Origin of the sequence: Bradyrhizobium sp. 199 (assembly GCF_023073355.1) — a bacterium.
GTDB lineage: Bacteria > Pseudomonadota > Alphaproteobacteria > Rhizobiales > Xanthobacteraceae > Bradyrhizobium.
The window spans coordinates 150,500-174,793 of sequence record NZ_JADPJI010000008.1 but is presented as its reverse complement, the minus strand read 5'-3'; the positions used below and the strand labels follow the sequence as shown (position 1 = coordinate 174,793).

Genomic DNA, 24,294 nt, shown 5'->3' with positions numbered 1-24,294 from the left:
AAGCGAAGCGTGCCCACCAAATTCTCATGACGGAGGAAGATCGTGGGCACGGCGCAAACGCGCGTTTGCCCAGCCTACGGGATACGGACGGTCCGTAGCCCGGCGCTGCGATTTGCTTTGTCGTCTTAGCAGAGACAGATTTCGCGCCTATATGAAGGGGATCACTGTCTCCCGGATCATGCCATGGCCCCCCTTTCCCATCTTCTCAACATCCTCTGGATCCTGATCGGCGGCGCCTGGATGGCGTTCGGCTGGCTGATCGCGGCGGTCATCATGGCCGTCACCATCATCGGCCTGCCCTGGGCGCGGGCGGCGTTCAATATCGCCGTCTACACGCTGCTGCCGTTCGGTTCAAAGGCGGTCAACCGCTACGATGTCACCGGCATGAGCGATATCGGCACCGGCCCGCTCGGGCTGATCGGCAACATCATCTGGTTCGTGCTGGCCGGCTGGTGGCTCGCGCTCGGCCATCTCGTGACGGCGGTGGTGCTTGCAGTGACCATCATCGGCATCCCGTTCGCATGGGCGCATCTGAAGCTCGCCGGCATCGCGCTCTGGCCGATTGGCAAGGTGATCGTGCCAGCTTGAGATGCGAACGCGTAGGCGAAATGTCGGCTTTGGCGGGTTGCCGACCTACCGCTGCGGGGCGCGTGAAGGCGGCTCCTGGCCCGTGTCGGGCCAACCGGGCCGGTTCGAGAATGTCCGCTGTTCGCGGTGGACCAGAAGTGACAGGTAGAGGTCTGCACCGATTGATCCGAAGCTGATTCCGCCGCGTCCGTTGGCGAGGATTCAAGCGCCGCGTGCTTCGAGGCTTCCACCTCCAGCGCCCCGTCCGGGCGCTCGACCGCCCGCAATCGACGCACCTCCTCCGCACCTACAGGAACGAGCCTGTTACGTGCTGCGTTACTGTCGGAACGTTCAATCAGAGCGAGACCGACCATGGCTCAAACCGATCTGACTGGGATCGCTGTGGGGCATTTTTCTATCCGCTGTCGTTGTCGGAATCCTGCTGTTTACGGGCTGGAAGGGCGGTGATCTGGTCTATCAGCACCGCATCGGGTGTGCATCCCGAAGCACCGGCGCAGGCATCGGCAGTTGCGCGGCCAACAACCACGGACCGTACTCGTGCGTAGCGATCTGGCCATGACCGGTCGGCACGATGCGCCCGTCGTGGTTGTCACGGGAGCATCCAGCGGCATTGGCCGCGCGACTGCGCTTGCCTTCGCCGCGCGAAAGGCACGCGTGGTGCTCGTCGGTCGGGAGGCCGCCGCATTGGAGGTGGTGGTTCGCTGCTGCCAGGCACACGGTGCGGAAGCGGTTGCATGCGCGGCAGATCTGACCGATCACGCCGCCGTCGAGCGCATCCGGGACACGGCGGCTGCGGCCTATGGCAGGATCGACGTCTGGGTGAACTGCGCGGCCGTTCTTCTGCTCGGCCGATTCGAAGATATTCCGCTCGACGCCTTTAGACGCGTCGTTGAGACGAATTTCCTCGGATGCGTCAACGGCTCCCGCGTGGCGCTGTCACAGTTTCGGACGCAAGGCGATTGCGGTGTCCTCATCAACACGAGTTCGATGTTGGGTATGATGGGCGAGCCTTTCGCCAGTCCTTACGTCGCCTCCAAGTTCGCCATTCGGGGCTTCACCGCCTGCCTACGGCAGGAGTTCGAGCAGGTCCCCGGCATCCACATTTCAGCGGTCATGCCGTGGGCAGTGGATACGCCCATCTTCAGCAAGCTCGGCAACGTATTCGGGCGAAGGGCACGCTCGATTTTTCCGGTAATAGCGTCCGAGCGCGTGGCGCAGACTATCGTGAGCCTCTCTGAGCGGCCACGCCGCGAGGTCATCGTTGGAGCGTCAGGTTATATGCTGAGCGTCGCGCTTAAGTTCGCACCCATGCTGGTCGAACGCGTCGTTGCGCGCGCCGCACCTGCGGTCCAATTCGAGCCTGGCTGTGAGTCGCCGACGACGGGAAACCTGTTCGCTCCGACCGGGCCGTACAGCGTGGCGGGTGGATGGAAAAAATACTGGGCCGATCGTGCACTACGCCTCTTCCGTCCTAACTTTCGCGAGATCATCAAGAAGTTTCGCCGTCACTTAACTTGAGCTCGCCTCACTTGGCGCCCTCTCTTATGTTCAATCAAACCGGCTACGTCGCCTGTCGGCCCTTCGCGACCCTACGGGGGCGAGCACGCGCGAGCTTCCGAAGATTTGGGAGGGGATGTCCGCGGACGGCAAAAGCGTGTGGTCCTGACGCCCGGGGCCTGTGCGTCAAGGCTTGCGGTGGTGAAGCGGCCCGACCGGGCGCGCGCACCAGTCATCCGCAAGGCGAGAGGGGCAATAGTGCATCGCTCCCCGGGGAGAGCACGCCATAAGCCGTAAAACCATTGCGCAGGGAAGGCCGGGATGTCCCGGCGTCACCTGTGGTCACCCGCGTGCGTCTTCCGCGTGCGGACCCTGGTGCTAGCCGGCGCCCGGCCTTCCCTGCGCCCTTTGTTTTGAGAGAGGGCGAAACGGACAGCACAGCTCGGGCGGAACGCGCCGCGAGACCGCGAAGGCATGTTTATTGATAAGATTGCAGCTCTCGTGCCCCGGACGCAGCGCCGCGCTTCTTCAGCGATGCGCTGCTGAGCAGGGGCCCATATTTCGGCAGTGTGCTCGGTAGCTGCTGGGTCCCGGCTCTGCGCAGCAACGCCACCAGCGCGTTTACGCGCGTCTTCGACGCACAAAGGGCGTTGCAGCGCGTCCGGGATACGAGCGGCGGCAGTGTGCACCGCTCCCAAGTTCACCTTGCGCTGCGGTAGAAAAATATCGCACACTCGTCGTGCGGGCATCCAAGCGAGCTCGAACCAAGGAGCGAGCCATGTCCCTCCAGACTGTACCGTCCGATACGGGTGAGCCGCGCCCCAACCGTCCCGAGGACGTCCAGGCCACGGAAGCGGAGATGCCGCTGCGGGACGATATCCGCCTGCTCGGGCGCATCCTTGGCGACACCGTGCGTGACCAGGAGGGCGCCGATGTGTTCGACCTTGTCGAGCGCATCCGCCAGACCTCGATCCGGTTCCACCGCGACGAGGACCGGCTCGCCCGCCGCGAGCTCGAGCAGATCCTCGACAGCATGTTGACCTCCGAGACGGTGCGCATCGTCCGCGCCTTCAGCTATTTCTCCCACCTCGCCAACATCGCCGAGGACCAGAACAACATCCGCCAGATGCGCGCCCGCAGCGCGGGCAAGAACGGCGGCTCCGGCGTGCTGGCCGAAACGCTCGCCCACGCCAAGGCGGCGGGGATCGGTCCCGACGCGCTGCGCAGCTTCTTCAAGTCCGCGCTGGTCAGCCCGGTGCTGACCGCGCACCCGACCGAGGTCCGCCGCAAGAGCACCATGGACCGCGAGATGGAGGTCGCCAGCCTGCTCGACCGCCGCGAGCGGGTGGCGCTGACCGCGGAAGAGATAGATGCCAGCGACGAGCAGCTTCGCCGCGAGGTGCTGACGCTGTGGCAGACCAATCTGTTGCGCCGGACCAAGCTCACGGTGTTAGATGAGGTCGCCAACGGCCTGTCGTTCTACGATTACACCTTCCTGCGCGAAGTGCCGCGCCTGGTCAACGCACTGGAGGACCGGCTGGAGGAGGGCGGCGAGCAGGCCGCCGGCGAGCTCGCCTCGTTCCTGCGCATGGGCAGCTGGATCGGCGGCGACCGCGACGGCAATCCCTTCGTCACCGCCGACGTCATGCGCGGCACGCTGCGGCTGCAGTCGAGCCGGGTGATGCAGTTCTATCTGGAAGAGCTGCACGTGCTCGGCTCGGAATTGTCGATCGCAGCGCATCTGGCCGACGTCTCCGAGGAGCTGCGTAACCTGGCGGAACGCTCGCCGGACACCTCGCCGCATCGAAGCGGCGAGCCTTATCGCCTCGCGGTCTCCGGCATCTATGCGCGCCTGACCGCAACGGCCGAAAAGCTCGAGGTCGAGATCACGCGCCGGCCGGTCGGCAAGGGAAAGCCTTACGAGAGCGTCAGGGAGCTGCAGGCCGATCTCGACGTGCTGCACCGCTCGCTGATCTCCAACAACGCGCGCGTCATCGCCCGCGGTCGCCTGCGGCTGCTCCGGCGCGCAGTGGATTGTTTCGGCTTCCATCTGGCGCGGCTCGACATCCGCCAGAACTCGGCGGTGCACGAACGCACCATTGCCGAGCTGATGGACGCCGCCAACCCCGGCATGTCCTATCTCGCGCTCGGCGAGGATGCCCGCATCTCGCTGCTTACCAACGAATTGCGCTCGACGCGCGCGCTGGTCTCGCCCTTCGTCAAATACAGTGACGAGACCATGGGCGAGCTCAACGTGTTCCATGCCGCAGCTGAAGCGCATGCGAAGTTCGGCTCGGAGGCCATTCCCCAGTGCATCATCTCGATGTGCAAGGGCATGTCCGACATGCTCGAGGTCGCGGTGCTGCTGAAAGAGGTCGGCCTCGTTCATCCCTCCGGCCGCAGTGCCATCAACGTCGTGCCGCTGTTCGAGACCATCGAGGATTTGCAGGCGTCAAGCGCCATCATGGACCGCATGCTGTCGTTGCACGATTATCGGCGTCTGGTCGACAGCCGCGGCAGCGTGCAGGAGGTCATGCTCGGCTATTCCGACTCGAACAAGGATGGCGGCTTCGTCACTTCGGGCTGGGAGCTCTACAAGGCCGAGATTGGTCTCGTGGAGGTGTTCGAGCGGCACGGCGTGCGGTTGCGCCTGTTTCATGGCCGCGGCGGTTCGGTTGGCCGCGGCGGCGGTCCGAGCTATGACGCCATCATCGCGCAGCCCGGCGGCGCGGTGAACGGCCAGATCCGGATCACCGAGCAGGGCGAGATCATCTCCTCGAAATATTCCAACGCCGAGGTCGGCCGCAACAATCTGGAGATCCTCGCGGCTGCCACGCTTGAAGCGAGCCTCTTGCATCCGCGCCAGAGCGCGCCCCGACGGGAGTATCTGACCGCGATGGACGAATTGTCGAACCTCGCATTCAGGGCTTATCGCGGCCTCGTCTACGAGACCGACGGCTTCGTCGATTATTTCTGGTCATCGACCGTGATCAATGAGATCGCGACGCTGAACATCGGCAGCCGTCCGGCCTCACGCAAGAAGACCCGCGCGATCGAGGATCTGCGGGCGATTCCCTGGGTATTCTCCTGGGCGCAATGCCGCCTGATGCTGCCGGGCTGGTACGGTTTCGGCAGCGCGGTCGAGCAGTGGATCGCCGATCATCCCGACAAAGGCATGCCGTTCCTGAAAGAGCTCTACCAGGAATGGCCGTTCTTCCGCATGCTGCTGTCGAACATGGACATGGTGCTGGCGAAGAGTTCGATCGCGATTGCCTCGCGCTATGCCGAACTCGTGCCCGATGAAGCGCTGCGCGAAAAGATATTCGGCCGCATCCGCCGCGAATGGCATTCCTGCATCGAGACTCTGCTCGACATCATGGGCCAGGACCGGCTGCTGCAGGGCAATCCGCTGCTGGAACGCTCGGTCCGTCACCGCTTCCCCTATCTCGATCCGCTCAACCACGTGCAGGTCGAACTGCTCAAGGAGCATCGCGCCCAGAACCCGGACGAGCAGGTGCTGCGCGGGATTCAGCTGACGATCAACGGGATTTCGGCAGGGTTGCGGAATACAGGGTAGGGATAGCGAAGAGAAGGCGCGCCCGCCCTTCTTCGCTACCCTACACGCTATTGGATCACGGCTTCATCGCGCCCTGCACACTGGTGTAGACCGCGTAGAGCGATGTCGAGCCGCAAATATAGAGCCGGTTTCGCTGCTGACCGCCGAAGCACAAATTGGCGACCGTTTCCGGAATGTGAATCTTGCCGAGCAATTCGCCTGACGGCGTATAGCAGCGCACGCTGTCCTCGTTCGGATCGCCCCAGCCGACCGAGCACCAGACCCGACCTTCGGTGTCACAGCGGACGCCGTCGGTAATGCTCGGTTTTGGCATGTCTGCGAAGACCTTACTGTTGGAGACCTTGCCGCCGGCGACGTCGAGGTCAAAGACGCGGATATGCGACGGGTTGTCCGGTCCGTCCGTGAAGCCGGTGTCGCAGATGTAGAGCTTCTTCTCGTCGGGCGAGATCGCGAGCCCGTTCGGCTCGACAAAGTCGTCGACCACGACCTTGACCTCGCCGGACTTCGGGTCGACCCGGTAGACGTTCTTCTTCTCCTGCTCGGGCTCGGCCTTGATCCCCTCGTAGAAGCCGCCGATGCCGTAGGCGGGATCCGTGAACCAGATCGCGCCGTCGGCAGTGACGACCGCATCGTTCGGCGAGTTCAGGCGCTTGCCGTTGAACTTGTCGGCGATGACGGTGATCGAGCCGTCGAGTTCGGTCCGCGTCACACGCCGGCCGCTGTGTTCGCAGGTGATCAGGCGCCCTTCGCGGTCGATGGTGTTGCCGTTCGAGTTCATCGACGGCTGCCGATAGACGCTCAGATGGCCGTCGTCCTCCGAGAAGCGCATGATGCGGTTGTTTGGAATGTCGCTGAAAAGCAGGTAGCGCCCCGCGGCGAAATAGACCGGCCCCTCGGCCCAGCGGAAGCCGGTCGCAACCCGCTCGACCGCCATGGTGCCGGCAAAGGCGGGAAAACCGGAGGGGCCGAACGACGGCGGCCCCTTCTTGGCAGATTCCAGGTGAGCGTCGGGGTAGCGGCTGCCCGGCAACGGCCCCAAGGGCAGTGGCGCCGTCGACATCGTGGGCGCGCCGGTCTGGCCCAAGGGCGTGACGGAAGCGGCGTGCGCGGCGCTGATGGTCATGCCCGTCGCCGCGGCTGCGGCAGCGCCCTTCAGCAGGGTGCGGCGGGCCAGAACGGGCTCACTGGCATCGGTGGTGAAAGGAAGTCGTGTCGTCATGGTCGCCTCCCGATTTTTTTGGTTGGGAGCCAACCATCCGCCCGCAATCGGGCGTAATGCGGGCGATCTCCGGTCGGACAACCGGAGATCGCAATGCAGCAATCGACGGCAATGCGGCTAGACTGGATCCCAGGGGAAGATGTCGGCGGAGCGGTCGAGCTTGTAGAACGAGCCCTTCAGCGCCGGCATGCCGTGTTCGGCGATTGATTGCGGGGTCCATCCTTCGCTCCGATGCACCGAGCGCAGCGGGCGGTTTTGGCTGAACAGGAACAGCTCGTTCATGCGCGCGCCAAAAATCTGCCCGGAGACGTCCTTGGCTGCATCGGACAGCAGATAGGCGCAGATCGGCGCGATCTTCTCCGGTCCCATCTGCTTGATCTTCTCGACGCGCGCCTTCTCGGCTTCGGTCTCGGTCGGGATGGTGCCGATCATGCGGGTCCAGGCGAACGGCGAGACGCAGTTGGAGCGGACGTTGAAGCGCCCCATGTCGAGCGCGATCGACTTCGACAGCCCGACGATGCCGAGCTTGGCGGCGGCGTAGTTGGCTTGGCCGAAATTGCCGATCAGTCCCGAGGTCGAGGTGAAGTGCACGAAGGAGCCGCTCTCCTGTTCGCGGAAGATCCGCGCCGCGGCATGGCTGACGTAGAAGGAGCCCATCAGATGGACCTTGATGACGGCTTCGAACGCTTCCACGCTCATCTTGTGGAAGATCATGTCGCGCAGGATGCCGGCATTGTTGACGACGCCGTCGAGCCGGCCGAAATGATCGGTCGCGGTCTTCACGATCTTGCTGGCGGGGATGGCTTCGGCCACCGACTCGAAATTGGCGACGGCAGTGCCGCCGCGCTTCTTGATCTCCTCGACGACTTCCTCGGCGGGCGCCGCGCTCGTGCCGGCACCGTCAGCAGCGACGCCGGGATCGTTGACCACGACCTTGGCGCCTTCCGCCGCGCAAAGCAGCGCGATCTCGCGCCCGATGCCGCGGCCTGCGCCGGTGACGATGATGACCTTGTCTTGCAGTGATTTTGTCATGTGGATTACCTCTCGTTCGTAAACACGATCGTGCCCGACGCGGCGAACATGCCGCCGACGCCGTGGCACACTGAAATCTTCGCGTTGGCGACCTGGGCCGGCGCGATGCCGCGCATTTGCCGCACGCTCTCCTGCAGCGCGTACATGCCGTACATGCCCGAATGCATGTAGGAGAGGCCGCCGCCATTGGTGTTGAGCGGCAGCTTCCCGCCGGGCCGCGTGTTGCCGTCCGCGATGAACTTTCCGGTCTCCTCATGCGGCATGAAGCCGAGGTCGCCGAGTCCGAACAGCGGCAGATGCGCAAATGCATCGTAGATCATGAGATGATCGACGTCCTCGTGCGCGATGCCGGCCTCCCTGAAGGCCAGCGGCCCCGCCGTCTTGAAGGCGCGCGAGGAATTGAAGGTCTCCATCTGGCTGACCATCGGCGTCTCCGCGCTCTCGCCGGTGCCCATGATGTAGACGGGCTTGCGCGGAAAATCCTTGGCGCGGTCGGCCGAGGTCAGGATCAGCGCGCCGCCGCCGTCGGTGACGAGGCAGCACTGCAACAGGCGAAACGGATAGGCGATCATGCGCGAGTTGAGCACGTCCGCGACCGTGATCGGGTCCTTCATCATCGCGCGCGGATTCTTCGCCGCCCATTCCCGCTGCACCACCGCGACCGAGGCCAGCTGCTCGTGCGTGATGCCGTAGGTCTTCATGAAGCGCAGCACGGGAATCGGAAACATGCTGGGCGGACCGTAAACGCCATAGGGCGCCTCGAACTGGCCTTGCAGGCTGTCGGCGGGGATCGAGCGCGGCGCCTTGCCGATCATCGACTTGCCGCTCTCAGCATGGGTGATCAGCACCGTCTTGCACAGGCCGGCCTCGATCGCCGCGGCGGCATGGCGGACGTGCAGCATGAAGGAGCAGCCGCCGACGGAGGTGCCGTCCACCCAGGTCGGCTTGATGCCGAGATAGTGGCAGACCTGCTGCGGCGTCTCGACCGCGGTGGCGAAGCCGTCGATGTCGGACAGCTTCAGCCCGGCATCAGCGATAGCGTTGAGCGCGGCATCCGCGTGAAGCTGGAGCTGCGAGGCGTTGGGAATGACGCCAAGCTCAGTGGTCTCGGCCGCGCCGACGACGGCAACCTGGTTGCTGCGCATGACCTACTCCTTCGCCGGACGGAAGACGGGGAGGGTGATCTTGTCGTCGAGCGCCTGGAAGGTGACCTCGAGCTTCATGTCGAGCTCGAGCGCCTCGGGCGTCTGCGGGCAGTCGATGATGTTGCTCATCATGCGCGGCCCCTCGTCGAGCTCGACCACCGCGATCGCATAAGGCGGCGTGAAGCCGGGCGCGGCAGGACGGTGGTTGATCACGTAGCTGTAGAGGAAGCCCTTGCCGCTCGCCTTGAAAATGCTCACCTTGCGCGAGGCGCAGGACGGGCAGAACGGGCGCGGCGGGAAGTAGATATGGGCGCAGGCGTCGCAGCGCTGCAGGCGCAATTCCCCCGCCTTGGTGCCGTCCCAGAAATGCTGGGTCTCCGGCGTCGGTTTCGGTCGCGCGCGCTGCGGTTCGGCCATGTCGGAACGCCCTCCCAGAAATCAGGCCTCACGCCCGCCTGTTCAATCTTGATGGGACAATCGACCATGGTGCGTCAACGGTCCAGCAATACGCATGCATGCCATCATGCGCACAATGCTTGTGTCGAACTGAGGCAGCGCTATAGATTGCGCGCGACAATATTCCGTGAGACAGACATGCCCGAATTTCCGACACTGGCGAAGCTCGCCGAGGACCTCGAAAGCGGCCGCACCACCGCCCGCAAGCTGGTCGAGGCCTGCATCGCCAGGATCGCCGATCCCGCCGGCGAGGGCCAGCGCGCCTTCCTCCACGTCGACAAGGACGCCGCGCTCGCGGCGGCCGACGCGATGGACGGCTTACGCAAGGCCAAGGCGGCGCCATCGCGCTATGCCGGTATCCCCATCTCGATCAAGGATCTGTTCGACATCAAGGGACAGGTGACGTGCGCCGGCTCGCGCGCGCTCGACGATTCCCCGCCGGCCGAGCAGGATGCCGTGACGGTCGCGCGGCTGCGCAGGGCCGGCTTCGTCGTGATCGGGCGCACCAACATGACCGAGTTCGCCTATTCCGGCATCGGCATCAATCCGCATTACGGCACACCCAAGGGAGCCTGGAACCGGGCCGCGGGGCACGTTCCCGGCGGCTCCTCCTCGGGTGCTGCGGTCTCCGTGCTCGACGGTATGGCGCATGGCGCGCTCGGCACGGACACGGGCGGCTCCTGCCGGATTCCGGCGGCCTTCAACGGCATCGTCGGCTACAAGCCGACGCAGCGGCGCGTGCCGCTCGATGGCTCCGTGCCGTTGTCGTTCTCGCTCGACAGCATCGGGCCTCTGGCACGATCGGTCAGTTGCTGTGCCATACTCGACGCGGTGCTCGCGAACGAGCCCATCGCGCCGTTGAAGCCGCGGCCGGTCCAGGGCATGAGGCTCGCGGTGCCAACCACGATCGCGCTCGACGAGCTCGACCCAGAGGTGGCCGAAACCTTCGAGCGCGCTCTGAAGTCGCTGTCGGATCACGGCGCCATCATCGAGCGCATCGAGATGGCCGAATTCCACGATATCGGCCCGATGAACGCCAAGGGCGGCTTTGCCGCTTCCGAGAGCTACGCCTGGCATCGCTATCTCATCAACGCGAAGGGCGAAGTCTACGATCCCCGGGTTTCCGTGCGGATCATGCGCGGCGAGGCGCAGAGCGCAGCCGATTACATCGATCTGCTCAACGAGCGCCGCTCGCTGATCGCCCGCGTCAACGCGCGCATAGCGGCCTATGATGCCCTTGTGCTGCCGACCACGCCCAACACGCCGCCGAAGATCGCCGACCTTGCCGAGGACAAGGCATTCACGCGCGAGAACATCCGCGCACTGCGTAATTGCAGCCTGATCAACTTGATCGACGGCTGCGCCATCTCGCTGCCGGCACATCGCCAGGGCGACGTCCCCGTCGGCCTGATGCTGGCGGGCGCGGGCGGGTCGGACCGCCGCATTTTCGAACTTGCTGCCGGCATGGAGGCCGTCATTCGTGTTTGATCTCACCTTCACCGTCGACGCCCAGGGTACCACCACGCCGCTGACGCTGGCGATCGATCAGATGGTGATCGCCGGCTGGACCGGCCGCGATCCGGTCGCGCGCGACAACCACATCAAAGAGCTGCAGGAGATGGGCATTGCCCCGCCGGCATCGACGCCGATCTACTACCGTGCGTCGGCGCGGCGGCTCACGCAGGAGGACAGCATCGAATGCACCGGTACCGATTCCTCCGGCGAGGTCGAATTCGTGCTGATCGGCTGGCAGGGCCGCATCTTCGTCGGCTGCGGCTCCGACCACACCGATCGCAAGGTCGAGGCCTACAGCGTCACGGTGTCCAAGCAGATGTGCGACAAGCCGATCGCCTCGACGCTGTGGGAGCTGGAAGACGTCATCGGCCACTGGGACAAGATGATCCTGCGCTCCTGGGCCACGATCAGGAGCGAGCGCGTGCTCTACCAGGAAGGCACGCTGGATGCGATGCTGCCGGTGAAAGATCTCATCGCGCGCGGCTTTGATGGCGGCAAGCTGCCCGACGGCTGCGCCATGTTCGGCGGCACCTTCGCCGCCAAGGGCGGCATCCGCCCCGCCGACCGCTTCGAGTTCGAGCTGGAGGATCCCGTGCTGAAGCGCACGATCAAGCACGGGTATGACGTGTTGACGCTGCCGGTGCGCGGCTGAGGCCTTCCTTCCCGATCGTTATCGCCAGCGAAGCTCTCTCCGCCGTCATTGCGAGGAGCCCTTGCGACGAAGCAATCCAGCATCCCTCCGCGGAAAGACTGGATTGCTTCGCTCCGCTCGCAATGACGGAGAGAGACGGAAATCGGGTGGCGGCGGCGGCGACTGGCTGCGAGGATGAGTGCCATGACAGCAACAGCACGAAAACCAGCTCATTCGCTCCCGACCGAGATCACCAGCCGCGTCGATGCGCTCCCTTGGGCTCAAATTACCAGCGAGCTTGACTCCCAGGGCTGCGCCGTCCTCAAGGGCCTGCTGACGCCTGACCAGTGTGGTGCCATCGCCGCGCTCTACTCGGACGATGCGCACTTCCGCAGCCGTATCGTCATGGGCCGTCACGGCTTTGGCCGCGGCGAATACAAATATTTCGCGTATCCACTGTCCGGTCTGATCGCGCAGCTCCGCCCGGCGCTGTACGCGCATCTTCAAGCCGTGGCCAATCGCTGGAACGAGGCGATGGGGATCGACATCCGCTATCCCACTGCGCATGCAGCCTTCCTGAAGCGCTGCCACGAGGCGGGGCAGGCGCGGCCGACGCCGCTGCTGCTGCAATATGAAGCCGGCGACTTCAACTGCCTGCATCAGGACCTCTATGGCGAGCACGTGTTCCCGCTTCAGGTCGCTATCCTGCTGTCCGAACCGGGGCGCGATTTCACCGGCGGCGAGTTCGTGCTGACCGAGCAGCGCCCGCGCATGCAGTCCCGCGCCGAAGTGGTTCCGCTCGCGCAAGGCGATGCGGTCGCCTTCGCCGTGCATCACCGTCCGGTGCAGGGGACACGCGGCACCTATCGCGTTAACATGCGTCATGGCGTCAGCCGGATCAGGTCCGGCCAGCGCCACACGCTGGGTGTGATCTTCCATGATGCCAAATGAGCGCAGGCGTTGACGGCTGATCTGTTCGACAACGTCGCCGAGGCGCAGCCGTCGCGCGAAGAGATCGCCGATGGCGCGGTGCTGCTGCGCGGCTTCGTCAAGCCGATCGAGGGCGAGCTGATCGCAGCAGTGCGTGCGATCGTGGCGCAATCGCCGTTCCGCCGGATGACCACGCCCGGCGGCCACCTGATGTCGGTAGCGATGACCAATTGCGGCGAGCGCGGCTGGATCACCGATCACACCGGCTATCGCTATGACCCCATAGATCCCCGAACCGGTGCGCCATGGCCCGAAATGCCGCCGGTGCTGCGCGATCTCGCCCGCCGCGCGGCGGAGCAGGGCGGCTTCAAAGACTTCGCGCCGGATGCATGCCTCGTCAACCGCTACGAACCCGGCACGCGGCTGTCGCTGCACCAGGACAAGGACGAGCTGGATTATTCCGCGCCGATCGTCTCGGTCTCGCTCGGCCTGCCCGCGACCTTCCTGTTTGGCGGCCTCGCGCGCGGCGACAAGCCGCGCCGCTTCCGGCTGGTCCATGGCGACGTCGTGGTCTGGGGCGGGGCGAGCAGGCTCGCCTATCACGGCGTCGCGCCGCTCGCAGAGGGTGAGCACGCGCTGCTCGGGCGGAAGCGGATCAACCTGACGTTCCGCAGGACGCGATGAGAGAAGTCATTCGGGGGCGCGCGCAAGCGCGAACCCGGGATCTCGAGGTTCCGGGTTCGGCTCTGCGAGCCGCCCCGGAACGACATCAAGGCTTTGGCGGATGGATGAACGCCCAAGGGCTGACTTCCGAATCCCGCGTCACTTCGACCGAAATCAGATACGGCCCGCCATGAGCCAGCGCCTTCTCCATCGCCGCCTTGAACTGATCCGGCGCAGTGACACGTGCGGCCGCGACGCCAAAGGACTCCGCGAGCTTGACGAAATCAGGATTGACGAGATCTGACGCCACCACGCGGCCGTCGAAGCGTTCGCGTTGGTCGCGGCGGACATTGCCGTAGGCGTTGTTGTTGAACACCAGCGTCACCACGCCGATGTTGAACTGCACGGCGGTGGCAAGCTCCTGCACGCCGAACATGAAGCCGCCGTCGCCGGTGATCGCCACCACCGGCTTGTCGGGATTGGCGACTTTGGCTCCGAGCGCGGTCGGGAAGCCCGAGCCGAGCGTGCCCTGGTAGCCCGAGGTGATGAAGGTGCGCGGCTCATAGATCGGAAAGCCGTACCAGGAGGCGAAGCCGAACTGCGACAATTCATCAGTGACGATCGCGTTCGCCGGCAGCACCTCGCGCAGGATGTTGAGATAGGCCATCTGCGGCTGGATGCGCTGGATCTCCGCTTGCGCCGTCGCAGTGGCGTCGCGGATCTCCTCCCGACGGCCACGGGTCCGCGCATAGCCAGCCTTCTTCACGGCCGCGACGAGATCGGCCGTTCCGGCTTTGGCATCAGCGACGATGCCTGCATCGACAACGACCCGGCGCATCTCGACCGGATCGATGTCGATCCGAACGGATTTCAGCCCCTTCGGCTGATAGGGCCAGCGGAAGCCCGAAGCCGGCAGTTCCGCGCGGGTGCCGATCGCGATCATCACATCGGTGTTCGGCCACAGTCTGTAGGCCGCGGCCATGGTGAGGCCGAGCTCGTGCGCGTTGGAGACGATGCCGCGGCCGCTGCGGAAGGCGACCACGGGTGCATCGATCATCTCGGCAAGTTCCAGAATCTCCTCGCCTGCCTCGATCGCGCCGCTGCCGACGAAAATCATCGGCGCCTTGCTGTTCTTGATCAGCGCGGCGGCCTGCTTCACGAGATCAGGATCGGGTTGCGGCGCGGGCAAGGGCTCCAGCACCAGCGCCGCCGCGGTGTCCGCGCGCTGAGTGAACACGTCCCAGGGCATCTCGACCGAGGCAGGGCCACGCCGGCCCGACATCATTTCCTGGAAGGCGCGCGCGACGACCGTCGGCGCATTTCCGGGATATTCGATCCGGTCGGCCCATTTCACATAGGTGCGCAAGGTCGCGAGCTGGTCCGGCATCTCATGCAGATGACCGCGGCCCTTGCCCAGGAACGTCGTCGGCACCTGGCCCGTGACGCACAGCACAGGCTCGTTGCAGCCGAACGCGGTGAGCAGCGCCGCGCTTGCATTGAGCACGCCGGGGCCGGGCACCACGCTGAACACGCCGGGCCTGCCGCTGGAGCGCGCATAGCCGAACGCCATGTAGCCGCAGGCCTGCTCGTGCCGTGCCCCGATCACCTTGAGCTGGGCCTGGTGAAAGGCGTCGAACAGGCCGTAGACCTGCGCACCGGGCAGGCCGAACACGGTGTCGACGCCTTGGGCGACCAGGCCGCTTACGATCGCTTCGCCGCCGGTGAGGGTGGTCATCTGGCTATTCCACTTCGATGGTTGGTCAGGCTTCGTCGACGACACCGTTGCGCAGGCACCCGATGCCCTCGGCCGCGATCTCGACGGTGTCCCCGGGTTTCAAATAGCGCGGCGGATCGAACCGCGCACCGGCGCCGATCGGCGTGCCCGTGACAATGATATCCCCGGGGACGAGGGTTGCGAAGGTGGAGATATAGTTGATGAGGTAGCGGAAGGAGAACATCAGCCGGCTGGTGCGATCGTCCTGCCTGAGCTCGCCGTTGACATGCGTGGTGAGCCTGACGTCGGCGATCTGTGATTCCTGCGTGTAGGGTACCAGCGATGGGCCGATGCTGCCGCTGGAATCAAAGTTCTTGCCCTGCGTCACATTGAACTTGGCGTGGCGGAGCCAGTCGCGCACCGAACCTTCGTTGCAGAGCGTGAGCGCGGCGATGTGATCGAGCGCTGTGCTCTCCGGGATGTGCCGGCCTTGCTTGCCGATCACCAGCACGATCTCGCCCTCATAATCGAGCTGAGCGGATGCGCGCGGGCGCACCAGCGGCGAGTCGTGACCGACGAACGAACGTGGCGAACGCATGAACATGCTCGGATATTTCGGCGCGTCCTGCCCGTCCTTGTACTCGGCATTGCGGTCGGGATAGTTGACGCCGATGCAGATGATCTTTTCCGGCGCGGGCACCGGCGGCAACCAGGTGATGTCGCCGAGCGCGTGATCCGGCTTGCGGCTGGCCGCTTCCTCGGCAAAGCTTACGAGCTTTCCGGCCGCGATCACTTCCCGCAGCGTTGGATAGTCCTTTGCATGGCGCTTGGAGAGATCGACCATGCCGCCCTCCATGACGGCGCCGTAGCTGACATCACCCTTTACGGAATAGGTGGCGAGGCGAGGAAGCTTCATGGCTCAATCCGCCACCAGCACGTCGGCCACGAATTTCGGCTCGCGCATGGCTTGGCCTGAGAAGGGCGAGCCCTGCTCGAACCAGGAGCGCGGCGCCGGTGCGCCCCACAGCGTCTGGCGGCGCGGATCGCGCAACGACCAGCGCAGCGGCTCGTGGTCGTGATCCCCCGTGAAATAGTCGCTGGTGTAGAGCTCGAGCCGGTGCCCGTCGGGGTCGCGGACATAGAGGAAGAATGCGTTCGAGATGCCGTGGCGCCCCGGGCCGCGCTCGATGTTCTTGACGAAGCCTTGCGAGGCCATGACGTCGCAGAGATGGATGATGTTCATCGCCGTCGGCGTCCAATAGGCGAAATGGTGCAGGCGAGGGCCCTTGCCATTGGTGATGGCGAAGTCGTGGACATTGCCCTTGCGATGCATCCAGGCTGCGGCAATGCGGCCGCTGGGTCCGTCCTCCTCGGCGTATTCGGTGAGACGGAAGCCGAGCCGCGCATAGAACTCGACCGTGTCCTGCACTTCGGCGGCGAACACGTTGAAATGATCGAGCCGCTGCGGATGGCAGCCCCGATAGAGGTCGTAGCGACGCAAGAGATGCGGCCGGCGGTCCATCGATGCGTAGAGCTCGATCTGGAAGCCGAATGGGTCGGTGAATTGCAGCGTGCGGCCCTGGAACGGCTGATCGACGAAGGCGTATCCGAGGCCGTGCTCGGACAGGAACGCGGCGGCCTTGTCGAGGTCCCCCTCGCTGCCGACCTTGAAGCCGAGCCGGGCGCAAGCCGGCGCCGAGGCTTTCCGCAGCACGAGCGAGTGATGCTGATGCTCTTCCGCAGCGCGCAAGTACACGGCTTTGTCGTCGGTATCCTCGACATGCAGGCCGACAATGGTCTCGTAAAACTCGCGGCTCAGCTTCAAATCGGTCACGTCGAGCACGACGTGGCTGGAACGGATGATGTTGAACGGCGGCTCGAAGATGTGTTGCGGTACGGGCATTGGCGTTTCCCCTCGTTAGGCCTGTCATTCCGGGGCGGTCCGTAGGACCAAACTATGGTGCGCAATTGCGCACCTGAGAATCTCGAGGCTCCGGGTTCTCCGGGCCGCGCTTGCGCGGTCCCGCCGCCCCGGAACGACGGTGGTTCTAAGTTCCCAGCTTCTGAATCTTGTGCGTGCCCCGCGCCAGCGAGACGTGCTTGGTTTCCATGTAGAAGTCGAACGAATAATCGCCGCCGTCGCGGCCAATGCCGCTCGCCTTCATGCCGCCGAACGGCGTCGGCAGATGGCGGACGTTTTCAGAGTTCAGCCAGATCATGCCGGCCTCCAGCGCATCGGCAACGCGCAGGGCGCGGCCGACATCGTTGGTCCAGACATAGCCGGTCAGGCCATAGCGGATGTCGTTGGCGATCTCGATCGCGTCGGCCTCGTCCTTGAACGGCAGCACCGTGAGGAACGGGCCGAACACCTCCTCCTGCGCAATGCGCATCTTGCCGTGCGCGCCGGTGACCAGGGTGGGCTCGACATAATGTCCGCCGCCAGGGCCGTCATGGGCCTTGCCACCGACCGCAATGGTCGCGCCGTCCTGCCGCGCGACGTCGAAATAGGAGCAGACCTTCGCCAGATGCCGCTCGTGGATCAGCGGCCCGATCTCGGTCGCGGGATCGAGGGGATGGCCGACCTTCAGCGCCTTCACGCGCGCGGTCAGCTTCTCGGTGAACTTGTCCGCAATGCTGGCTTGGACCAGGAGTCGGCTCGATGACGTGCAGCGTTCACCGTTGAGCGAGTAGATCATGAACACGACCGCATCGAGCGCGCGGTCGAGATCGGCGTCGTCGAACACGATCACCGGGTTCTTGCCGCCGAGCTCGAAATGCACGCGCTTCAGGGTCGGTGCGCCCTGCACCATGATCGCCGAGCCGGTCGCGCTCTCGCCGACGAAGCCGATCGCCTTGATGGCCGGGTGCTCGGTCAGCGCCTTGCCGGCCTCCTCGCCGAAGCCGTGGACGGTATTGAGCACGCCGTCGGGAATGCCGGCCTGCTTGGCCAGCTTCGACAGGATATCCGCGGTGACCGGCGACCATTCGGCCGGCTTATGTACGACGGTGCAGCCGGCGGCCAGAGCAGGCGCGATCTTCCAGGTCGAGAGCATGAACGGCGTGTTCCAGGGCGTGATCACGCCGACCGGGCCGATCGGCACGCGCGTCGAGATATTCCAGTGCTCGTCGCTCGGCGTGTTGAGGCCGTCGCGCGCCTCCGCGCATTTGTCGGCGAAGAAGCGGAAATTCTCGGCGGCGCGGATCGCGGCTTTCGCCATGAAGCGATAGGCCTGTCCGGTGTCGACGCATTCGAGCACCGCGATGTCCTCGGCATTGTCCTCGATGGCGTCGGCCACACGATGCAGCAGTTTCTTGCGCATCGCCGGACCCATGTCGCGCCAGGATTTGAACGCAAGCGCAGCGGCCGTGGCGGCGCGATCGATGTCCTCGGCGGTGCCGCGCGCGACGCTCGCGAGCGTCGTGCCATCGACCGGCGACTTCGTCTCGAACGTCTCGCCGGAGATCGAGGCAACGGTCTTGCCGTCGATCATGTGACCGATGCCGTCGGCACGCAGCTTCTTCAGCAGTGTTGCGACGCGCTCGCTGTTGGCCTGGAACACATCGGCTTTCGGGGTGGGCTTATCCATTTGCGGCTTCCGCTTTCAGAGCGTCGTGAATGTTGTTGCGCTTCCAGCTCGTGTCCTTGTCGTTGATCTGCATGTCGAACGACAAAGCGAACTTGCTGGCGGAGAAGACGGGGTCGAGATGCTTTGAAAGTGCCTGGAAGACGTGCTCGCCGGCTTGCTGGCGCGTCCTGAGGTCGCGGCCTTCGCCGATGCGCAGCACCATGTCGAGAAAACCGTAGTCCTGCCTGCTGTCGGCAATCGCATAATGCTCGCAGCGGATGGCGCGCACGCGGATGCCGCCGAGCGGGAAGATGCCAGTCTCGATCGCCGCCTTGCGCACGACTTCGCAGACCAGGCTCATGTCAAGACGACCATCGAGATTGGCCGAATATTCAATCGTGAAATGCGGCATCGCGGTTTCACTCCCTGTCTTCTTGTTCGTCAGGCGAAGTAGCAGCTGACCGAGCCGTAGACGCCATAATCGGCCTGAATTGTGTCGCCCTTGCGGGTCTCGATCGGACGGATGAAGGAGCCCGCAAGCACGACCTGGCCGGGCTCCAGCGCTAGCCCAAGCGGCGCGATCTTATTGGCAAGCCAGGCGACCGCAGTTGCGGGATGATTGAGCACGCCGGCGGCAAGGCCGGTCTCTTCCAATTGGCCATTCCGGAAGCAGAGCGCGCCGATCCAGCGCAGGTCAGCATCCAGCGGACGGATCGGCCGTCCGCCGAGCACGATGCCCGCATTGGCCGCATTGTCGGCGACGGTGTCGAAAATCTTGCGCGTTGCTTTGGTCTTGGGATCGATGCGTTCGATTCGCGTATCCAGAATTTCCAGCGCTGGCACGACGAAGTCGGTGGCGTTGAGCACGTTGAACAGCGTGCAGTCGGGGCCTGAAAGGCGCTTGCTCATGACGAAGGCGAGCTCGGCCTCGACCCGCGTCGCGATGAAGCGCTCGGTCGGAATGATCCCACCATCGGCGAAGAACATGTCGTCGAGCAGCACGCCGGAATCCGGCTCGTCGATATTGAGCGCGCTCTGCATCGCCTTCGAGGTCAGGCCGATCTTGTGGCCTTTGACGCTGCGTCCCTCCGCGATCTTGACGTCGACCCAGGCCTTCTGAATCGCGTAGGCATCAGCGATGGTGATGCCGGGAAAGTCCTGCGACAGCTGGCGAATCTGCGTGCGGCTCTTCTCCGCCTGGTGCAGACGCCTCGCGCAAGCTTGAATATCGTCGTTGGAAAGCGCCATTTCTGATCTTACAAATTCGGGGCGACGGGAGATACTTAACATGTTAAGTGAATGCGTCAAACACAAATTCGGCTTGCTGCATTGCAAACGTTTTGCGGCTTGAAGGGGCGTTATGGTGAAGAGACCGGCTGATCCAGCGAACGGAAGCGCGCCCGCCGCGCGTCAGGTGCCGATGCGCGATTTCTCGCGTTCGCTGCCGATGTCGCTGCTGCGGGCGCGCGAAGCGGTGATGCGGCAGTTTCGGCCATCGCTACGCGAGCACGGCTTGACTGAGCAGCAATGGCGCATCCTGCGTGCGCTGGCGGCGATCGAAGCGGTCGAGGTCACGGAACTTGCGCGCACCGCGTTCCTGCTCGGGCCGAGTCTGTCACGCATCCTGCGCGATCTCGAAGCGCGCAATCTGATCGAGCGCAAGACCGCGAAAGCGGACCAGCGCCGCAGCATGGTCTCGATCTCGAAAGAGGGGGTCAAGCTGATGGCTTCGGTGGCGCCGAATTCGGAGGCGATCTATGCCGAGATCACGCGACGCTTTGGCGCACGCAAGCTCGCCGAATTGCAGGACATGCTCGGTGCGCTCGAACAGAGTCTCGCAGAGCTCGGCAGCGCCGAGGAGGCAAGTGCCGAGGAGTGAAAGCTGATATGCGCGAGCGTGCGGCAACGGCCATGGACATCCGCTGATTTGTTCGCTCAAACTGCGGCCCAAGCCGATCGCTGAACATCGGCGCCGCGTGGAGGCAAGCAGACCCTTATGGTCACCATTCAGGTCCAGAAGCTGATCGACTTCGTCACCGAAGTCTTCACGCATGCGCAGTCCTCGCCCGAGGAAGCCCGGCGCATCGCCACCTATCTGACCACCGCGAACCTGACCGGCCATGACAGCCACGGCGTGATCCGCGTTCCCGTCTATATCCGCTGGCAGAAGACCGGCTCGGTCGTGCCCAACCAGACCGCCGAATTGGTGCTGGACACGCCTTCGCTCGCGGTGGTCGATGGCAAGTTCGGCTACGGCCAGACCGTGACGCCGCAGGCGGTCAGGATCGGCATCGAGAAGTGCCGGAAGGCGGGGCTTGCCGCGGTCGCGCTACGCAATGCCGGCCACATCGGCCGCGTCGGCGATTGGGCCGAGATGGCCGCGGCCGAAGGTCTTATCTCCGTGCATTTCGTCAATGCCGCGGGCTCGCTGCTGGTGGCGCCGTTCGGCGGCGTCGAGAAGCGGCTCTCCACCGCGCCTTATTGCGTCGGCATTCCCCGCGAGGGCCGGGATCCGATCGTGCTGGACTTTGCGACCTCGGTCGTCGCCGAGGGCAAGGTGCTGGTCGCAAGCCGCGGAGGCAAGAAGCTGCCGAAGGGCGCGCTGGTCGATGCCGACGGGACTTTGAGCGAGGATCCGGTCGTGCTGTACGGACCGTTTACGCCGGAGGGGCCGCGCGATCATACCGCGGGCACCGGGGCCATCCGTGCCTTTGGCGAGCACAAGGGATCGGGCCTTGCCTTCATGTGCGAACTCCTGGGCGGCGCGCTGACCGGAACCGGGGCCACCTCCGGCGGGCGGCGCTTTGCCAATGGAATGCTGGCGTTCTATGTCGATCCGAAGGTGGTCGACACTTCCAGCCTTTTCGACGGCGAAGTGTCGCGCTATGTCGATTTCATCCGCGCCACCAAGCCGGCGGCCGGGGTGGATCAGGTGCTGATTCCCGGCGATCCGGAGCGGAAAACCCGCGCTGAGCGGACCCAGAACGGCATCCCCTTGCCGGATGACACCTGGGCGGCGATAGTGAACACGGCCCGCGAGGTCGGCGTCAGCGAAGTCAGCATCCAGAGGGCGGCCGCATAGGTCTTGCGCCATTGCGAGCGTAGCGCGGCGGCCCGGTTCGCGGTAACAGCGGGATTGTGCTGTCGCGGCGCTCGTCATGGTGACGATGTCCAAAGAACACGGTCCAAACAACAAAGAAGGAAGGCAACGTGGCGAACAAGGTCAAGGATATCTGGAAGTCGGGCAAGGCCGTGGTCAACGCGTGGCTCGCGATTCCCTCCGGCTTCTCGGCCGAGATGATCGCGCAATGCGGCTTCGACAGCGTTACCGTCGACATGCAGCATGGCGTGCAGGATTATCTCTCGATGGTGCAGTGCTTCCAGGCCATGGACAAGCACCCGATCACGCCGATGGTCCGCGTGCCCTGGAACGAGCCCGGCATCATCGGCAAGGTGCTCGATGGCGGCGCCTATGGCGTGATTTGCCCCATGGTCAACACGCCGCAGGAAGCCAGGAACCTGGTTTCCTATGCCAAATATCCGCCGAAGGGCGTCCGCTCCAACGGCCCGATCCGCGCCGGAATGTACGGCACCGCCGGCTCCTACCAGAAGACGGCCAACGACGACATCGTGCTGCTGCCGATGATGGAGACCAAAACCGCCGTCGAGAACATGGAAGCGATCTTCGACGTCGAAGGCATCGACGGCGTCTATATCGGTCCCTCCGATCTCGGCTTCTCCTACGGCCTCGAGCCCAAGCTCGACCGCAGCGAGCCCGAAATCCTCGCGATCTACGAGAAGATCATCAAGGAGTGCGGCAAGCGCGGCCTCAATCCGGGCATCCATTGCAGCGGCGCCGAAGGTGCCGCGCGCGCCATCAACATGGGCTTCAAGCTGGTGACGCTGTCGAACGAGGTCGGCTTGATGACGACCTACGCCAAGATGCAGGTCAATGCGACCCGCAAGGATTCGGGCGGCAAGGCTTGATCTCTCTGTGTCCCGGACGCGGTGCGGCGCGCAGTGCCGCTCCGCAGAGCCGGGACCAGTCGCTGACAAAGTACGTGACGTGACAACTGGACCCCGGATCAGCAGCGCACCGTTTCACGTTGCGCTCTGTCCGGGGCACGATAGTTTCAATACAGGAGATCTCCATGACCATCAGCCCCGTCATCCGCCTGCATCCCGATGATGGCGTGCTGATCGCGCGCGCCAGCCTGCCGCCGGGGACGGTGGTTGCCGATGGTGTGACCACGGTCGAGCGCATTCCCTCCGGCCACAAGGTCGCGATCAAGCCGATCGCAGTCGGCGATCCCGTGATACGCTACGGCCAGATCATCGGCTTTGCCACGGTGCCGATCGCGCCGGGCCAGCACGTGCACGTGCAGAATTGCGGCATGGGCGATTTCGCCAAGGACTACGCCTATTGCGCCGACGTCAAGCCGACGCCGAATTTCGACCTGCCGGCGACCTTCGAGGGCATCCGCCGGCCGGACGGCCGCGTCGCCACGCGCAACTATATCGGCATCCTGACTTCGGTGAATTGCAGCGCGCATGTCGCGAGCCTCGTCGCCGACGTCTTCAAGAAGAATCCGTTCACCGGCGCCAATCCGCTGGCCGACTTCCCCAATGTCGACGGCGTTGTCGCGCTGACCCACAAGACCGGCTGCGGCATGACGCAGAACGAGCCGCTGGCGCTGCTCCGCCGCACGCTCGGCGGTTATGCACGGCACGTCAACTTCTCCCACGTCATCGTGCTCGGCCTCGGCTGCGAGGTGAACCAGATCGGCGGCCTGATGGAGGAGCAGAAGCTCGCCGGCCGCCTGCGCGCGATGGATATCCAGGAGGTCGGCGGCACCCGCAAGACGGTGGAAGCCGGCATCGCCTTCGTGCGCGAGGCGCTTGCGGATTCCAACAAGGTCAAGCGCGAGACGGTGCCGGCAAGCGAACTGACTGTAGCCCTGCAATGCGGCGGCTCGGACGGCTATTCCGGCGTATCAGCCAATCCCGCCCTGGGTGCGGCCAGCGATCTCATCGTGCGTCACGGCGGCACCGTCATCCTGTCGGAGACGCCGGAGACTTATGGCGCCGAACATCTGTTGACGCGCCGCGCCGTCAGCCGCGAGGTCGGCGAGAAGCTGGTCGACCTCATGCGTTGGTGGGATGAATACACGACGCGCGAAGGCGCCGAGATGAACGCCAATCCAAGCCCCGGCAACAAGGCCGGCGGTCTCACCACCATTCTCGAGAAATCGCTCGGCGCGATGGCGAAGGCCGGCACCACTAACCTCGTCGAGGTACTGCGCTACGCCGAACCCATCACCAAGAAGGGCTTCGTCTTCATGGACACGCCCGGCTACGATCCGGTCGCAGCGACCGGGCAGGTCGCGGGCGGCGCCAATCTGATCTGCTTCACCACCGGCCGCGGCAGCGTGTTCGGCTGCAAGCCGGCGCCCTCGATCAAGCTCGCGACCAACACGCCCATGTACAAGCGCATGGAAGAGGACATGGACGTCAATTGCGGCACCATCCTCGAAGGCGAGGAGAGCGTCCAGCAGTGCGGCCAGCGCATCTTCGAGCTCATCCTCAAGACCGCGTCCGGACAGCCGACCAAGAGCGAGAGCTTCGATTTCGGCGGCGCCGAGTTCGCACCATGGGTGCTGGGCGCGACGATGTAGCAAAGGCGGAGCCCGTGCCGTAGGCACGGTCTGCCCGTTGTTAGTGCTTGATCGAGGTCACCAGCGGTGTTCTGCTCAAAAAAGCT

Annotated in this window: 21 protein-coding genes; 11 read left to right on the top strand and 10 right to left on the bottom strand. The window is 64.6% G+C overall.

Translation table 11 applies throughout. From position 1 onward, the window contains the following. Positions 1-183 precede the first annotated feature (183 nt). From IVB28_RS23260 to ppc, 3 genes are all read left to right on the top strand, one after another. Complete coding sequence (locus tag IVB28_RS23260) at positions 184-588, top strand: YccF domain-containing protein (protein WP_247529318.1); 405 nt, start codon at positions 184-186, stop codon at positions 586-588. A gap of 537 nt (positions 589-1,125) precedes the next feature. Further along, positions 1,126-2,106 carry an SDR family oxidoreductase gene (locus IVB28_RS23255; protein WP_247529317.1) on the top strand — a complete coding sequence of 327 codons (981 nt, stop codon included), beginning with the start codon at positions 1,126-1,128 and terminating at the stop codon, positions 2,104-2,106. Positions 2,107-2,863: 757 nt separating this feature from the next. Continuing rightward, positions 2,864-5,662 carry a phosphoenolpyruvate carboxylase gene (gene ppc / locus IVB28_RS23250; RefSeq protein WP_247529316.1) on the top strand — a complete coding sequence of 933 codons (2,799 nt, stop codon included), beginning with the start codon at positions 2,864-2,866 and terminating at the stop codon, positions 5,660-5,662. 55 nt (positions 5,663-5,717) lie between these two features. Here the strand turns inward: ppc and IVB28_RS23245 are convergent, their stop codons facing one another. The 4 genes from IVB28_RS23245 to IVB28_RS23230 all read right to left on the bottom strand — a co-directional run bounded on the left by IVB28_RS23245 (position 5,718) and on the right by IVB28_RS23230 (position 9,475). Continuing rightward, positions 5,718-6,881, bottom strand: coding sequence for an SMP-30/gluconolactonase/LRE family protein (locus IVB28_RS23245; RefSeq protein ID WP_247529315.1), 1,164 nt, complete (start codon positions 6,879-6,881; stop codon positions 5,718-5,720). 117 nt (positions 6,882-6,998) lie between these two features. Beyond that, positions 6,999-7,913, bottom strand: a complete 915-nt coding sequence (locus IVB28_RS23240) for an SDR family oxidoreductase (RefSeq protein WP_247529314.1) — start codon at positions 7,911-7,913, stop codon at positions 6,999-7,001. 5 nt (positions 7,914-7,918) lie between these two features. Beyond that, entirely contained in the window at positions 7,919-9,058 is a 1,140-nt protein-coding gene (locus IVB28_RS23235) for a thiolase (RefSeq protein ID WP_247529313.1), read from the bottom strand. A gap of 3 nt (positions 9,059-9,061) precedes the next feature. After that, positions 9,062-9,475 (bottom strand): Zn-ribbon domain-containing OB-fold protein, encoded by a 414-nt coding sequence (locus tag IVB28_RS23230; protein WP_247529312.1) that lies wholly within the window; start codon positions 9,473-9,475, stop codon positions 9,062-9,064. Between the two features lie 177 nt (positions 9,476-9,652). On the opposite strand from IVB28_RS23230, the gene IVB28_RS23225 reads away from it, so the two are divergent. From IVB28_RS23225 to alkB, 4 genes are all read left to right on the top strand, one after another. After that, entirely contained in the window at positions 9,653-11,002 is a 1,350-nt protein-coding gene (locus IVB28_RS23225; protein ID WP_247529311.1) for an amidase, read from the top strand. Beyond that, a complete protein-coding gene (locus IVB28_RS23220; protein WP_247529310.1) occupies positions 10,995-11,681 on the top strand; it encodes a DUF2848 domain-containing protein in 687 nt (228 codons plus the stop codon). The genes IVB28_RS23225 and IVB28_RS23220 overlap by 8 nt, the downstream gene beginning before the upstream one ends. Positions 11,682-11,864: 183 nt before the next feature. Then, positions 11,865-12,611: a 2OG-Fe(II) oxygenase gene (locus IVB28_RS23215; protein ID WP_247529308.1), complete on the top strand. Its 747-nt coding sequence runs from the start codon at positions 11,865-11,867 to the stop codon at positions 12,609-12,611. Positions 12,612-12,620: 9 nt separating this feature from the next. Next, entirely contained in the window at positions 12,621-13,274 is a 654-nt protein-coding gene (alkB, locus tag IVB28_RS23210) for a DNA oxidative demethylase AlkB (protein ID WP_247529306.1), read from the top strand. An 85-nt stretch (positions 13,275-13,359) separates the two neighbouring features. Here the strand turns inward: alkB and IVB28_RS23205 are convergent, their stop codons facing one another. From IVB28_RS23205 to hpaH, 6 genes are all read right to left on the bottom strand, one after another. Next, positions 13,360-14,988 (bottom strand): thiamine pyrophosphate-dependent enzyme, encoded by a 1,629-nt coding sequence (locus tag IVB28_RS23205; RefSeq protein WP_247529304.1) that lies wholly within the window; start codon positions 14,986-14,988, stop codon positions 13,360-13,362. Between the two features lie 25 nt (positions 14,989-15,013). Continuing rightward, positions 15,014-15,883 carry a fumarylacetoacetate hydrolase family protein gene (locus IVB28_RS23200; protein ID WP_247529302.1) on the bottom strand — a complete coding sequence of 290 codons (870 nt, stop codon included), beginning with the start codon at positions 15,881-15,883 and terminating at the stop codon, positions 15,014-15,016. A gap of 3 nt (positions 15,884-15,886) precedes the next feature. After that, positions 15,887-16,870, bottom strand: coding sequence for a 3,4-dihydroxyphenylacetate 2,3-dioxygenase (hpaD, locus tag IVB28_RS23195; protein WP_247529301.1), 984 nt, complete (start codon positions 16,868-16,870; stop codon positions 15,887-15,889). A 145-nt stretch (positions 16,871-17,015) separates the two neighbouring features. Then, positions 17,016-18,554 carry a 5-carboxymethyl-2-hydroxymuconate semialdehyde dehydrogenase gene (gene hpaE / locus IVB28_RS23190; RefSeq protein WP_247529300.1) on the bottom strand — a complete coding sequence of 513 codons (1,539 nt, stop codon included), beginning with the start codon at positions 18,552-18,554 and terminating at the stop codon, positions 17,016-17,018. Next, positions 18,547-18,945: a 5-carboxymethyl-2-hydroxymuconate Delta-isomerase gene (locus IVB28_RS23185; RefSeq protein ID WP_247529299.1), complete on the bottom strand. Its 399-nt coding sequence runs from the start codon at positions 18,943-18,945 to the stop codon at positions 18,547-18,549. Before IVB28_RS23185 ends, hpaE begins: the two co-directional genes overlap by 8 nt. A gap of 29 nt (positions 18,946-18,974) precedes the next feature. Then, a complete protein-coding gene (hpaH, locus tag IVB28_RS23180; protein ID WP_247529298.1) occupies positions 18,975-19,781 on the bottom strand; it encodes a 2-oxo-hept-4-ene-1,7-dioate hydratase in 807 nt (268 codons plus the stop codon). 112 nt (positions 19,782-19,893) lie between these two features. Between hpaH and hpaR the strand changes: the two genes are divergently transcribed. From hpaR to IVB28_RS23160, 4 genes are all read left to right on the top strand, one after another. Continuing rightward, positions 19,894-20,412 (top strand): homoprotocatechuate degradation operon regulator HpaR, encoded by a 519-nt coding sequence (gene hpaR / locus IVB28_RS23175; RefSeq protein WP_247529297.1) that lies wholly within the window; start codon positions 19,894-19,896, stop codon positions 20,410-20,412. A gap of 117 nt (positions 20,413-20,529) precedes the next feature. Continuing rightward, positions 20,530-21,615 carry a malate/lactate/ureidoglycolate dehydrogenase gene (locus IVB28_RS23170; protein ID WP_247529296.1) on the top strand — a complete coding sequence of 362 codons (1,086 nt, stop codon included), beginning with the start codon at positions 20,530-20,532 and terminating at the stop codon, positions 21,613-21,615. A gap of 128 nt (positions 21,616-21,743) precedes the next feature. Further along, on the top strand, positions 21,744-22,520 hold the full coding sequence (locus tag IVB28_RS23165; RefSeq protein ID WP_247529295.1) for an aldolase/citrate lyase family protein: 777 nt from the start codon (positions 21,744-21,746) through the stop codon (positions 22,518-22,520). A gap of 164 nt (positions 22,521-22,684) precedes the next feature. Then, positions 22,685-24,208 carry an altronate dehydratase family protein gene (locus tag IVB28_RS23160; protein WP_247529294.1) on the top strand — a complete coding sequence of 508 codons (1,524 nt, stop codon included), beginning with the start codon at positions 22,685-22,687 and terminating at the stop codon, positions 24,206-24,208. Positions 24,209-24,294: the final 86 nt, after the last annotated feature.